Source organism: Paraburkholderia jirisanensis, from assembly GCF_054782355.1.
Genome location: NZ_BAAGSQ010000033.1, coordinates 25,826 through 38,601, shown reverse-complemented (window position 1 = coordinate 38,601; position 12,776 = coordinate 25,826). Strand labels below are relative to the sequence as shown.

Sequence of the window (12,776 nt, the reverse complement as noted above, 5' to 3'; positions counted from 1 at the left end):
ACTTCGCGGCCATCGCGATGCCTGAGCGTAGTGCGGTCAGCCATGGTCGGAATCCTGTTGCATGTGTGGGTGGGCGACAACGAGCAAAAGCTCCGCATGGGTAAGCGCTGTGACGCTGATGAGGTTCACTTCGCTGATCAGCGCGCCCTCGCGTTGCTCGATACGAACGCTGTTTACCCGCACCGATCCGACCGCCGGCACGAGATAGGCCGTGTCGTCCATGGCGATCGCGATTTCCGTTGTGACTTCCGGTCCCAGCAATGCGCCATAGACGTCCGCGTCCGCGCGGATCGGCAGCGCTTGCGGCAAAGACCGACCGCTAGCGAGTGGAACGAAGCGGTCTGCGCGGTCGTGGCGAGGGAAAGACTGGGAGCGCCAATGTGGCGGGCCACCCCGATGCGGTTTGATCCAGATCTGGAAAATCCGGGTGGTCGTCTCGTGTTCGTTTCGCTCGGCATGTTGAATGCCGGTCCCGGCACTCATGATCTGCACGTTCCCTGCTTCGAGCTGCTCGCGATTTCCGAGGCTATCCGTATGGGTAAGAATCCCGTCGCGGACATAGGTAATGATCTCCACATCGGAATGGCTGTGGAGTGGAAATCCGGATTGAGGGGCGATCTCGTCGTCGTTCCAGACATATAGCGCACCAGCTGGCAGGTGCGCCGGATTGCCGTACTTGCCTATCGAAAAATGGTGTTTTGCATTGAGCCAGCTATTGGTGGTGCCACCAATTTCGGCAAGAGTTCGATGTTCAACCATGTTGCCCTTTGGATGCTTGCGTTACGACACATGGGGCCGGATGTTACTGCTTTGCAGCCGGATATCGTCAGGATGCCTGCCATCGCGAAGCTAATTGACGTTTCTTATTTGTATCAGGTGCGTATGTTTAAAGCAATATCGTTACCTGGCCGGACCGCTATTTTAATTCGTGATTTACGGTCAACACAGAACATATATAAATATATTAAAACGGTTTGATAAAAAAAGAATGCCATTAAATGGAATTAAAACATAACCTGCGTTGTTGAAAGACCACCCGGACATTCACAAGGTCCGAGATGCGAAGTCGCAACAACCAGGAGAGCAGGGATGCATATCGGCAAGCGTGCGGTGGTGATCGGCGCGGGGATGGGCGGGCTGACGGCTGCGCAAGCGCTAGTTGGCAAATTCGAGGAAATCGTCGTGCTGGAACGGGACGTGTTGCCGGCCGGCGCGACACCGCGCGCCGGTGTTCCGCAAGGACGCCACCCCCATGCGCTGCTGCCTGGCGGACTCGCCGCGCTCGACGATCTGTTCGACGGCTATAGCGCGACGATGCTCGCGGCCGGCGCGAAAGTGGCCGACATGGGGATGCGTTTTCTCTACGAATTCCCGGGCCAGCGTGCGCTGCCCGAGCGCGAGCTCAACATCACGCAGCTCAAGGCGTCGCGGCCGCTGATCGAAAGTGCGATGCGCGGCTACGTTCAGCAGCACAGGAGCGTGGTGTTGCTGGACGGCCGCCGCGTCACCGGGATCGTCGCCACGCCAGCGGGCGATGCGGTGTCGGCGGTCAGATGCGAAGCCCGCGACGGCACACAGGAATTGCACGACGCAGAGCTGGTCGTCGATGCATCGAACCGCGGCGATCTGACGCTCGCTTTCCTGTGCGCGACCGGGCGCGCGGCGCCCGAGGAAACCACGATTGGCATCGATTTGACCTATTCCACGGCACTCGTCGAATTTGCCGACGGGCACATCCCCGACTATCACGTGATGGTGACGTTGCCCGAGGCGCCGCTGAGCAGCCGCTACGGCGCGATAGTCGTCCGCGAGGATCAGTACTGGTTCGCGGTGTTAGGCGGACACGGCAAGGACGCGCCGCCCGCCGACTGGGCGGGCTTCGTCGACTTCGCTTCGGCGCTGTCGACGCCGACGCTGCACAACGTGCTCAGGCACGCGAAACTGCACGGCAAGGTGATCCAGTTCGCGTTTCCGGAAAGCCGGCGCAGGCATTTCGAGCGCTGCGCGAACTGGCCGGTCGGTCTGGTGCCGTTCGCCGATGCGATCTGCCGCTTCAACCCGGTGTACGCACAGGGTATGACCGCGGCGGCGCAAACAGCCGTGATCTTGCGCAACCTGCTGGACAGCCGGCGCCTGCGCGTGCGTCCCCTCGCCGGTCTGTTCGAAGCGTTGATGGATGCAGTATCGCCGCTGCTGGACAACATCTGGCGCTCATCCGTGCTGCCCGATCTCGGTTACCCCGAGACTCGCGGCGAGCGACCTGAGAATCTCGACGAGATGCTGCAGTACAACGTCGCGCTCCACCGCGCGGCTTACCTCGATGCCGACGTTCACCGGCGCTTGTTCAACGTGATCTCACTGCTCAAGCCGCCCTCTGAAATTCAGGCCGAAGAGGTGGTCGCGAAGGTGAAGCGTCTTGCCGCGGAGTTCGACGCGGCCCGCGACAGCGCACCGGATTTTCCGCGCGACGACAAGCGCCGCGACTCTGGTAAGTAACGCTTCATGCCGATATTAGTATGTCTAATATTGCCGAAGAAGCGGCAGCCGTCTGGCTACACTGCGATCTCGGATTTTCGACGAACGACATGAGCGATCACGAAGGCAGTGCTTCGTGGGAAATCAAGGCCGCAGTGACGTGACTCGTTTTCCGTGTCATCCAGGGTGACACGCCGTGTCGCCACAGCTGCCGTACACAAACAATGTCTATCTTCAGTGGCTCGCAAAGAATCTACCCGTCGTATCAGAACCCTGCCGGCTGGAATGCTCTCCTTCCCAAACGGGGCGCATCGACTGCCGTACCTTTGAACAAGCGCTATCACACGATCGTGATTGGAGCCGGGTATACCGGCCTGGCGGCGGCGCGACGTATTGCGCAGGCAAAGCCGGACGCGGCAGTACTGATTCTGGAAGCGAGTACGGTAGCCGAAGGATCAGCCGGGCGGAATTCCGGTTTCGTGATCAATTTGCCGCACAACACCCGGCTAGGCAGTCACCAGAGCCCGATAGAGAGCGCGAGGACGCAGATCCGCGTGTACGCCCAGGGGCTGAGCTGGCTTGAAGAGCTGATCCGCGAGCACCGGATCGAATGCGGCTGGAATCCGGCGGGCAAGTTTCACGCGGCGGCGACCGAACGAGGCGAGCGCAGCCTCAAGGCGACACTGGACCAGTACCGCGCATGGGGCATCCGGTTTTCCGAGTATGACCGCGAAGGATTGCGACATAAGGTGGGAACCGAATACTTTCGCTATGGTTTTCACTCGCTGAACAACGTGTTCGTGCAGCCGGCCGCGCTGATTCGCGGGCTGGCTGAGAGCTTGCCGCCGAATGTCGTGGTGCTGGAGCAGACACCGGTGCTGTCGCTTTCCGCGGAGGCTCCGTTTTGTGTCTCGACATCGAAGGGTGACTTCACCGCCGATCACGTGGTGGTGGCCAACAATGGGTTTGCCCGATCGCTCGGTTTGCTACGCGACCGTCTGTTCACCATCTACACGTATGCCGCGCTGACACCGCCGCTGCCTGAAGAAGAACGGGCCCGGCTAGGCGATCTTGCCGAATGGGGAATCATTCCCGCCAACCGGCTTGGTGCGACGTTACGGCGAACCGCGGATGGACGCCTGCTGGTTCGAAGCGCCTACTCCTACGAGCATGAGCAGTCGCTGCGCGACACAGTTGCCGTCTTGACCGATATCTATCGGCGACGCTATCCGAAAATGCATTCGCACGCGTTTGAACACGTCTGGGGTGGGACGACGGCACTCACGCGCAACGGTGCGACGTATTTCGGCCAGCTAAAACCTGGGCTCTATGCGTGCGCAGGATGCAACGGCGCAGGCATCCTTAAAGGAAGTACTTTCGGCAGGCTGTTGGGCGACATGCTGCTTGGCGCACAGTCGCAGGAACTCAGCGATGTGCTTGAAATGGAAGGGCCCGCCTGGCTTCCGCCTGAACCGTTCCGACGCATCGGCGTCATGTCCTCGATTCACTACCAGGCCGCACTCGCCGGCCTCGAACGCTAAACCATACGGATTCGATATGTACCCGCTAAAGAGAAGCCACGTCGGCAAGCGCCTGTCTCAAGTTGCCGAATACAACGGCCTGCTGTTTCTGGCTGGACAGGTGGCGTCGGACGTCACACGCGGCATGGCCGGCCAGACGCAAGAGGTGCTGTCCAAAGTCGATCGACTGCTTGCCGAGCACGGCAGCGACAAGACCCGGATCCTCAGCTGCCAGATATTCATTTCCGACATCTCGCTGTTTTCTGAAATGAATGAGACGTGGGACCAATGGGTCGATCCGGAACACACCCCGCCTCGCGCAACAGTAGAAGCGCGCCTCGCGGCTCCCGACAAGCTGATCGAAGTGGTGGTGATCGCGGCTCGCCGATAAGCCGATAAGCCGGCGAGCCTGCACCTTGCCATCCTGCAGAACATCAATACCGGAGCAACTCTCCATGCTTAACCCGAATGTCCAGCAACTGCTGGAAACCTCTATCGGTCGCGACAAAGCTGGCCATCTGGCATCGATCCTCAATTTTCCCGCTGTATTGCTTCAGTACGAGCCGGGGTGCGTGACGCGCGCGGAGCTCGCGCAGGCCATGAACATGGCACTGTTCGACGATCTCCTCGATCGTTCGCCGTCGGGCCGCGCCTATACGAAGGAAGCGATCGCATCGGGCGGCAAGGTGTTTTTCGATCACGGCGCGCTTCGCACCGTCCGCTGGGAGCGCAACGGCGCGCTGCCTCCGGGCGAGGCAGCGTTCACGCGCATTCTGCTGCCGCTCGGATTCAGGCTGAATGGACGTTACCCGCTGGACAAGCTAGGGATGACGGGCCGCGCGTATTTGCACGAAGACGCCCCTGACGAAATCGCCCAGTTCTTCGTTAGCGAACTCCATCCCGAGCGCTTTTCCGCTGAGTTTCAGGCTACCGTAACCAAGGTCGTCGGTTCGTCGCGCGATCCGCTCACACCGCTTGCGCAAGCGCAGTTGCTGGATCTGCAACGCGACGGCTTCCTGCCGGTCGATATCGCTAAAGCATTGCTACCCGTTCTGCTGGCCTGCTTTGCGCGCCAGCACGATGTGCCGAGCGTCACGGATTACGAAGCCTTGCGGCACGTGTCCGCGGAGATGGCGTGGATCGCGACCGAAGGGAATGCGTTCAACCATGCGACCGATCGTGTCGCCGACGTATTCGCGCTTAGCGCAGCGGAGAAAGCCAAAGGCCGACCGATCAAGCCGGAGGTCGAGCGCTCGCGCTCGGGGCGTGTGTTCCAGACTGCATACCACGCAGATATGGTCGAGCGCGAATTCATTGGCGCTGCCGGCGCGATCGTGGTGCGCAATGTGCCGGGTTCGTTCTATGAATTTATCACTCGCCATCGCGAACTGGACCGAGGTACCGGTGCGTGGAAGACCGACCTTCGTTTCGACGCAGGTAACGCACAAGGCATCTTCAGGATGACTGCGGGCCAGGCCGACAAATAATGCAAGGCGCTACAGCATTTCGTATTCGACCGGAAGTCCTGTCGGCACTGCAGGTCGATCTGACCAGTCAGCTTCGCGGCGAGGTCCGGTTCGATCGCGCGAGTCAGGCTATCTATGCGTCGGATGCATCGAATTATCGTCAGGTGCCGATTGGCGTCGTTATTCCCAAAGACGTGGATGATCTCGTGTCGGCCGTGGCGCTTTGCGCGCGGCATGATGTGCCGGTTCTGGCGAGAGGCGGCGGCACGTCGCAGAATGGTCAGGGCGTCAACGTTGCGGTCGTGGCGGACACGAGCAAATACCTGAACCGTGTGCAAATGATCGACGCCGAACAACGGTTCGCATGGGTGGAGCCCGGCACGATCTGCGATACCTTGCGCAATGAAGCCGAGAAGCATGGGCTGACCTTCGCTCCCGACCCTGCCACGCACAGCCGTTGCACGCTTGGCGGCATGATCGCCAACAACTCGTGCGGCGCACACTCGGTCATGGCGGGCAAGACGGTCGAGAATGTCGAAGCGCTCGAGATCCTCACATACGATGGCGCGAGATTCTGGGTCGGGCCCACCAGCGACGCGGAACTGGCGGAGATCATTGCAGCCGGCGGCAGACGCGGGCAGATCTATGCGGCCCTCGCATCCCTTCGGGACCGGTATGCGAACCTGGTCCGGCAGAAGTTTCCCGACATCAAGCGCAGGGTGTCGGGCTTCAATCTGGATCAACTGTTACCCGAGAATGGATTTAATGTTGCCCGCGCGCTGGTGGGAAGCGAGGGCACGTGCGCCGTTGTCCTGAACGCGAAAGTGCGCCTGGTGAAGAGTCCGCCGCATCGCAGCCTGGTGGTGGTGGGTTTCGCAGATATTTTCTGCGCCGCGGATGCCGTTGCTCATTTCATGCGCCTCGGGCCAATTGCGATTGAAGGCCTGGATCGCGGGATTATTCGCGGGCTGCAGGCGCGCGGCCTCAAGGCCGAGGAAATTTCGCTGTTGCCCGACGGCGACGCGTGGGTCGTGCTCGAGTTTGGCGGCGACACCGGTGAGGAGGCGGCGATGCTCGCCGGGGCCGCGCAACGCTATTTCGAAAACGGCAGTGCGGGTCCCCGCGTGACCACCAGGCAGTTCCTCGAAAAAGCGGCTCAGAGCCAGATCTGGTCGATCCGCGAGACCGGCGCATCAGCGGTCGCGTTGACGGTCGAGCCAGGCAAGCCCGATCCGATTGTGGGCTGGGAGGACGCCGCAGTCGACCCCTTACGGCTTGGCGACTATCTGCGCGCGTTCCAGGCGCTGGTCGACCAGTATGGATACGAGACCTGTCTGTACGGCCATTTCGGCGACGGTTGCGTCCACGCCCGTATCACATTCGCAATCCGGACCGCGGAAGGCATTCGCGAATGGCGCGCGTTTCTGCGCCAGGCCGCCACGCTAGTGGTGGAGTTCGGCGGTTCGTTGTCCGGCGAGCACGGTGACGGTCAGGCCAAAGCGGAGTTTCTGCCGATCATGTACGGTCCGGAACTGATACAGGCGATGGAAGAATTCAAGGCCATCTGGGACCCGCGAAACCGCCTGAATCCCGGCAAGGTGGTCCATGCGTACCGGGCAGATGAGAATCTCCGGATGGGCCCGGACTATAAGGTCGTCAATCTCGTCACCACGTTGAACTTCCGTAGTGCAGAAGGCGACGGCTTTCAGCGCGGCGTTGAACGGTGCATCGGCATGGGAAAGTGCCGCTCGCTCGAGGGCGGAACCATGTGCCCGAGCTTCCGTGCAACCCGCGAAGAGCGCTTTTCAACACGCGGGCGTGCACATCTGTTGTGGGAGATGCTGCAGGGCAACGTCATTGTCGACGCATGGAAGAGCAAGGAGGTGAAAGCGGCGCTCGATACGTGCCTTGCCTGCAAGGGATGCCGATCCGACTGTCCGACGCACACCGACATGGCGTCGTACAAGGCGGAGTTTCTGTCCCAGTACTACAGGTTTCACCGCCGCCCGCGTCAAGCGCTGTTTATGGGGCGAATCGGGCAATGGGCACCGATTGCATCGAAGCTTCCGCGCCTCGCGAATCTGGTCACATCGGCTCCAGGGTTCGCGTCTGTCGGAAAGTGGCTGGCCGGTGTCGCTGCCGAGAGAAGCTTGCCGAAATTTGCTGCGTCGGGCTTCAGAAAAGGAATGCGGCAACGTCCGGTGTCTCGCCGGCACCTGAACGACACCGCCGGCAAGGTGATCCTTTGGGTCGATACCTTCAATGAAAATTTCACGCCTGAAATTGCGCGCGCTGCTTACGCGGTGCTCGAGCGGCTCGGCTACGAAGTGATCATTCCGCCGGCCGGCCTTTGCTGCGGCAGACCGTTGTACGACTTCGGTCTGCTCGACAAGGCAAAGGAACAACTAAAGGCGATCATTGAAAATCTGGGCCCGGAAATCCGGGTGGGCATTCCCGTGGTCGGGCTCGAGCCGGGCTGTGTATCCGTGTTCAGGGATGAACTGCTCAAGCAGTTCCCCGACGATGCATTGGCCCGCAAGCTCGCTTCGCAAACGCATCTGTTTTCGGAATTCGTCTGCAACACGCAGATGAAGTGGCCGACGCTCCAGGCGAAAGTGCTGGTGCACGGGCACTGTCATCAGAAATCGGTGTTTGGCATGGAAGGCGATGTTGCTCTGCTCAAACGCATCGGCGCACGTTTTACTGTGTTGGACTCCGGATGCTGCGGCATGGCCGGCTCGTTCGGGTTCGACAAGCGGCACTACCCGCTTTCGCAACAAATTGGCGAAAGCGTGCTGTTTCCAGCGATCCGCCGCGCAGACGGGGAAACCATCGTCGTCACTAACGGCTTTAGTTGCCGCGAGCAGATCGCGCATGGGACCGGACGGCGTGTGATGCATATCGCGGAACTGCTGGCCCAGTTACTGGACGAGGCCGCATCCGGCACAGCCAGTGACGAACCGCAGTTTGCACAACAGGTTTAGACCGACGCAGCAAAGAGCCATTGCATTTAAGGAGCTATTCGTCAGCCATGTACGCTTTCAGCGCACCGTTTGCCAATCCAGCCGGGTCTCCGATCCGCGAGTTGTTCAGGTATCTGGGCGAGCCCGGCATGATCTCGTTTGCCGGCGGTTATCCGGCCATCGACCTGTTTGACAAGGAGGGCTTGCGAGACGCGGCCGAAGCAGCCTATGCGGATAGCGGCACGTGCCTGCAGTATGGACCGACGGACGGCCTTCCGGCGCTAAAGAACGCGATCACGCAATTGATGGCGCAACGCGGTACCGCACCCGCGCAGTCTGAGCTTTTGATCACGACAGGGGCTCAACAGGGATTCGATCTGTTGCTGCGCGTGCTGCTGGAGCCGGGCGACACGGTGCTCGTCGAACAACCTGCTTACCCGGCCACGCTTGCGGCTTTAAGGCTGCAGCAGGCGACAATCAGACCGGTGGGGATCGACGCCGACGGACTCGATGTTGCCGCGCTGGAGACGTTGCTGGCCGCGCTTCCCAAAGCTCAGCGTCCAAAACTTCTCTATACGGTGCCCACATTTGCGAATCCGACAGGCGCAACCCTGTCGAAAGAGCGGCGAGTCCGGTTGCTCGAACTGGCCGTGCGTTACAGGTTTGTTGTTGTAGAGGACGATCCGTACGGCGATCTGCGATTTACCGACGAAAGGGTTCCCTCTATTTTGTCGCTTGCCGATCAGGTGCCGGGCGCCAGGGCCTGGGTGGTGTACTTGTCAAGCCTGTCCAAAATCGTCGCGCCAGGTCTGCGGACCGGCTGGACCATCGGTCCGGCCGAAGTGATCCGCCGTTGCGTCATCGCGAAACAAACCGCTGATCTATGCAGTGCGCCATGGACCCAGTCGATTGCGGCCAGGTACCTGGAAAGCGGCAGGCTGGTTGGACACCTTCGCGATATCACCCGCGCGTATCACGCAAAGTGTCAGGCACTGTGCAACGAGCTTCGCACGCAAACAGACGGCGCGATCGATTTTATCGAGCCGAAAGGCGGGATGTTCGTATGGGCGCGACTGCGTGACGGGGGCAGCGCCGCCGATCTGTTGAAGCACGCAATCGGACAGAAGGTCATCTTTGTTCCCGGCACTGCCTTCTACGCGGACAACGCGGACAGCGCAACCCTTCGACTTTCGTTTGCCGCGCCCTCGATACCGGAGATCAACGAGGGCGTGAGTCGCGTTGCGATTGCGGTTCGTGACACCGCACAGTAAGTGGCGGTGCAACGAGGTCATGAGGAGCATGCGATATGAAGGATGGGGGCGATTGTTCGGTGGTCGGCAATGTCAGCAATGACAGCGGCGAGATTGTCTACGTGATAGACGATGACGAAACGATGCGAGGATATACGGCATCGCTTTTTGCGTCGGCTCGTCTGCGCGTCGAGACATTTGCGTCCCTTGCCGATTTTTTCGGTACCGATCGCGTTCGGGGCCCATCGTGTCTTTTGCTGGAGACCTGGGTGAGGGGGCGCAGTGGCATGACGGTGCTTACGCAGATGATGGCGGAGCCGCTTCCGATGCCTATTGTCTTCATTACCGCATACGGTGACATCGAGATGGCGGTGAAAGCGATGAAGATCGGCGCGTTTGATTTCCTGACCAAACCATTCCGCGATCAGGAATTGCTCGAGATCGTGTTTCAGGCGTTGAGTGTCGACCGGAGGCGCGTTGAGATGGAAGACGCCTATGCGTCGCTACAACGCCAGTACGAAGCGTTGAAACCGCGTGAGCGCGAGGTGATGTCGCTGGTAGTCGGCGGCCTGTTGAACAAGCAGATTGCCGCGGAACTGGGGCTCAGCGAGATTACGGTTAAGACGTATCGACGAGAAGTAATGCGAAAAACAGGCTCGAGAACGGTTGCCGATCTGGTCAGAAAAGGGATCAGCATGGGCCTCGGAGCGTCTCGTCGAGAAGTTGTGCCGCGGGAAGAGTGGGTCAGGAGAGAGCAGGCGATATGGGTTTCCGCCTGCCGGCCGATATGGCGCTCGTGAGCATGCACCGAGCGCATTGCGGCAGCACGCGTAGGCAGCACGGATACGCAGCAGGGTCTGCCGGCAGACGCACGGCAGTCGTTTCGAATTGCATCAGTAGAGGACATTCGGTCGCGTAGCAAACGAATGTGCGCGCCGGCTGTAACCTGTGCGAAAGCCATTTCGCTTGCAGGTGGTGCCTGACGAGGCTAGTTCAGCTAGTTCACGACGCTAGTTTAGCGGCCAGATTCGCCGCCAGGTCATCTAACGCGTTGCCGGCCTGGTCGGCACGTATCTCAAGTGGCTCGCTTACAACGATCCAATGCGTGCGTAAGCGAAGTCACCGTAACTGTGCCGCAGCGCAGCAGCATCCACAACGTGACCGGCGTACGGCCGTCCCGCCGCGCGATACGCCCGAACTCCCATCTTCCGGGCACCCATGCCGCATGCGAAGCGGCTTCGCATCCTGTTAAGTTTCACAGTTGAGGCACGCGGCGGCATAGCCTAGTCTCCAGTTCTGACGCGAACCTGATAACGATCGGCTGACAGACATGGCGTGCCTGATTTCCCCGCGCGCTGCGCGGAAAAACGAACGATGCACGACGTGATGCTGCCGCGACCGATGCCACAAGCGTTGGCTTTGCCATTGCGCCGCACGGATCTGCCGGCCGACGAAGTGCACGTATGGTGCGCATGGGTCGACGCATGGAACCGCCCGCCGTTGCGCGCGTACTACCAGTCGCTGCTAGGCGTGGACGAGACAGCCAGGCTGAACCGGCTGGCGCTCGAGCGCGTCAAGAGCGAATTTCTGGTCACGCGGGCATTGTGCCGCAGTGTGCTGTCGTTATACGCGGACGTGGCGCCTGCTCACTGGCGCTTCCGGAAGAACGGCTTCGGCCGCCCGGAAGTGGACAGTGGGGGCGCGGCGCCGCCGCTGCGCTTTAACCTGTCCAACACCCGCGAGCTGGTGGTGTGCGCGGTCACGCGTAGCGCGGACGTGGGCGTGGATGTCGAAAGCCTGTCGCGGCAGGCCGATCTCGATGAGATCGCCCGCCACTATTTTTCGCTCGAGGAGCGCTTGGCACTCGACGCGTTGCCGCTTGCGGCACGCAACCGGCGCTTCTTCGAACACTGGACCTTGAAGGAGGCGTACGCGAAAGGGACCGGCGTCGGCCTGACACTCGGCCTGAGCCAGTTGTCCTTTGCGCTGGCCGAGGGCACGATTCGCGCCACTTTCGATACGCGAATCGACGACCGGGCAAACGAATGGCAATTCGAGCTGCATGAACTGGGCGGCACGCATCTGTTGGCGCTCGCGGTGCGGTATGGCAGCGCAGCGAGGCTGGCAGTGCGCATCCGCGAAGCGCCGCCGCCGGGTCCCGAAGTTGCGAAAGTTAAATGAAAGCAGTGGCGAGCAGGGTGTGCGGAAGTCGCGTATGAATATGCGTTCGCACTTGCGTATGTATTTGAGCGCGGTATAGACATGGGCGGAAAAAATTTTTTGTAGCAATATGGCAGTTCCCGGTCGCCGTCTTGCGGCGCCGGATCCTGCACGAGCGGCGCGAATTTCAATTGCAGGCTCTGCGTGTCCATGTCTACATCAACCGGTGTGCACCCAATCGCCGGTCAGCAAGATTAAACCATCGTGGTATTTGCAATAGTGGTGTTCGTACGGACAATGGGTCGTCAATCAATCCCCGCATTTTCCTTAGGCGCGGCCAATGTGCTGCCGTGGGTGCTGCCGTGGGTGCGGGCGTGTTTCTGCATGGCCGCCCGACGGCGCGGCGCCGAAAACACCGTATGTGCGATCGGTGTAATCCGGCTTTACCGGCATTTGCCGCATTTGCGCGAGACGGCTATTACAGTAACGAAGATTCAGGGAGAGAGGAATAAATGCGGGTGGACGGATATTTGAGGCTCACGATACCGGAGTTCAACGCGCTTCGGCTGACCCATTGCTGGTCAGTGCCGGACGACGACGTGCAGGCCGAACTGGTAACCGCCGGCCTTGATTCGAAGTGCGGCGGCTATACGGAATGGATGGGCTCGCGCGACAGCGATCCGGTGACGGTCGGCTGGACCTGGTATGAGAGTTCCGCAGGCCGCTTCGAAATGGCGCCGCGGAAAATCGGTGCGATCGGCACGAACCTGATGCTGGTCGGAGCGGGTGGCGAAGATCTGGGCCGCGGTGTGACGGACGACTTTCTGCGCTCCCGTATCGCGACCATGCAGTGGCAGCAGAGCGTGCAGTCCGGGCTCGACGAGCACTGACGCAATCGAACATAAAAAGGCCGGCCTGCTGTCGCAGGGCCGGCCGTGTTGC

At 60.6% G+C, this 12,776-nt stretch carries 11 protein-coding genes; 10 read left to right on the top strand and 1 reads right to left on the bottom strand.

The genetic code is table 11. From position 1 onward, the window contains the following. Nucleotides 1-36 precede the first annotated feature (36 nt). Nucleotides 37-759: a pirin family protein gene (locus ACYVNQ_RS32280; protein ID WP_460908733.1), complete on the bottom strand. Its 723-nt coding sequence runs from the start codon at nucleotides 757-759 to the stop codon at nucleotides 37-39. 330 nt (nucleotides 760-1,089) lie between these two features. Between ACYVNQ_RS32280 and ACYVNQ_RS32275 the strand changes: the two genes are divergently transcribed. The 10 genes from ACYVNQ_RS32275 (at nucleotide 1,090) to ACYVNQ_RS32230 (ending at nucleotide 12,724) form a co-directional block, all read left to right on the top strand. Further along, nucleotides 1,090-2,496: an FAD-dependent oxidoreductase gene (locus ACYVNQ_RS32275; RefSeq protein ID WP_460908731.1), complete on the top strand. Its 1,407-nt coding sequence runs from the start codon at nucleotides 1,090-1,092 to the stop codon at nucleotides 2,494-2,496. A 20-nt stretch (nucleotides 2,497-2,516) separates the two neighbouring features. Beyond that, the gene (locus tag ACYVNQ_RS32270; protein WP_460908729.1) at nucleotides 2,517-2,639 is read left to right on the top strand and encodes a hypothetical protein; all 123 of its coding nucleotides are present in this window, start codon (nucleotides 2,517-2,519) and stop codon (nucleotides 2,637-2,639) included. A 60-nt stretch (nucleotides 2,640-2,699) separates the two neighbouring features. Further along, the gene (locus tag ACYVNQ_RS32265; RefSeq protein ID WP_460908726.1) at nucleotides 2,700-4,016 is read left to right on the top strand and encodes an NAD(P)/FAD-dependent oxidoreductase; all 1,317 of its coding nucleotides are present in this window, start codon (nucleotides 2,700-2,702) and stop codon (nucleotides 4,014-4,016) included. Nucleotides 4,017-4,032: 16 nt separating this feature from the next. After that, a complete protein-coding gene (locus ACYVNQ_RS32260) occupies nucleotides 4,033-4,386 on the top strand; it encodes a RidA family protein (protein WP_460908724.1) in 354 nt (117 codons plus the stop codon). 64 nt (nucleotides 4,387-4,450) lie between these two features. Further along, complete coding sequence (locus ACYVNQ_RS32255; protein WP_460908723.1) at nucleotides 4,451-5,482, top strand: 2-oxoadipate dioxygenase/decarboxylase family protein; 1,032 nt, start codon at nucleotides 4,451-4,453, stop codon at nucleotides 5,480-5,482. Then, nucleotides 5,482-8,445 carry an FAD-binding and (Fe-S)-binding domain-containing protein gene (locus tag ACYVNQ_RS32250; RefSeq protein WP_460908721.1) on the top strand — a complete coding sequence of 988 codons (2,964 nt, stop codon included), beginning with the start codon at nucleotides 5,482-5,484 and terminating at the stop codon, nucleotides 8,443-8,445. The genes ACYVNQ_RS32255 and ACYVNQ_RS32250 overlap by 1 nt, the downstream gene beginning before the upstream one ends. A gap of 47 nt (nucleotides 8,446-8,492) precedes the next feature. Then, a complete protein-coding gene (locus ACYVNQ_RS32245; protein ID WP_460908719.1) occupies nucleotides 8,493-9,695 on the top strand; it encodes an aminotransferase-like domain-containing protein in 1,203 nt (400 codons plus the stop codon). A gap of 35 nt (nucleotides 9,696-9,730) precedes the next feature. After that, a complete protein-coding gene (locus tag ACYVNQ_RS32240) occupies nucleotides 9,731-10,474 on the top strand; it encodes a response regulator transcription factor (RefSeq protein WP_460908717.1) in 744 nt (247 codons plus the stop codon). Nucleotides 10,475-11,048: 574 nt separating this feature from the next. Further along, a complete protein-coding gene (locus ACYVNQ_RS32235; protein ID WP_460908715.1) occupies nucleotides 11,049-11,855 on the top strand; it encodes a 4'-phosphopantetheinyl transferase family protein in 807 nt (268 codons plus the stop codon). A gap of 497 nt (nucleotides 11,856-12,352) precedes the next feature. Continuing rightward, nucleotides 12,353-12,724: a DUF4902 domain-containing protein gene (locus ACYVNQ_RS32230; RefSeq protein ID WP_460908713.1), complete on the top strand. Its 372-nt coding sequence runs from the start codon at nucleotides 12,353-12,355 to the stop codon at nucleotides 12,722-12,724. Nucleotides 12,725-12,776: the final 52 nt, after the last annotated feature.

Excerpts from the sequence above, each read along its gene's own strand:
- ACYVNQ_RS32275 (WP_460908731.1), top strand. The coding sequence starts at position 1,090 with ATGCATATCGGCAAGCGTGCGGTGGTGATCGGCGCGGGGATGGGCGGG.
- ACYVNQ_RS32235 (WP_460908715.1), top strand. The coding sequence starts at position 11,049 with ATGCACGACGTGATGCTGCCGCGACCGATGCCACAAGCGTTGGCTTTG.
- ACYVNQ_RS32250 (WP_460908721.1), top strand. The coding sequence starts at position 5,482 with ATGCAAGGCGCTACAGCATTTCGTATTCGACCGGAAGTCCTGTCGGCA.
- ACYVNQ_RS32240 (WP_460908717.1), top strand. The coding sequence starts at position 9,731 with ATGAAGGATGGGGGCGATTGTTCGGTGGTCGGCAATGTCAGCAATGAC.
- ACYVNQ_RS32265 (WP_460908726.1), top strand. The coding sequence starts at position 2,700 with ATGTCTATCTTCAGTGGCTCGCAAAGAATCTACCCGTCGTATCAGAAC.
- ACYVNQ_RS32260 (WP_460908724.1), top strand. The coding sequence starts at position 4,033 with ATGTACCCGCTAAAGAGAAGCCACGTCGGCAAGCGCCTGTCTCAAGTT.
- ACYVNQ_RS32255 (WP_460908723.1), top strand. The coding sequence starts at position 4,451 with ATGCTTAACCCGAATGTCCAGCAACTGCTGGAAACCTCTATCGGTCGC.
- ACYVNQ_RS32280 (WP_460908733.1), bottom strand. The coding sequence starts at position 759 with ATGGTTGAACATCGAACTCTTGCCGAAATTGGTGGCACCACCAATAGC.
- ACYVNQ_RS32270 (WP_460908729.1), top strand. The coding sequence starts at position 2,517 with ATGTCTAATATTGCCGAAGAAGCGGCAGCCGTCTGGCTACACTGCGAT.
- ACYVNQ_RS32245 (WP_460908719.1), top strand. The coding sequence starts at position 8,493 with ATGTACGCTTTCAGCGCACCGTTTGCCAATCCAGCCGGGTCTCCGATC.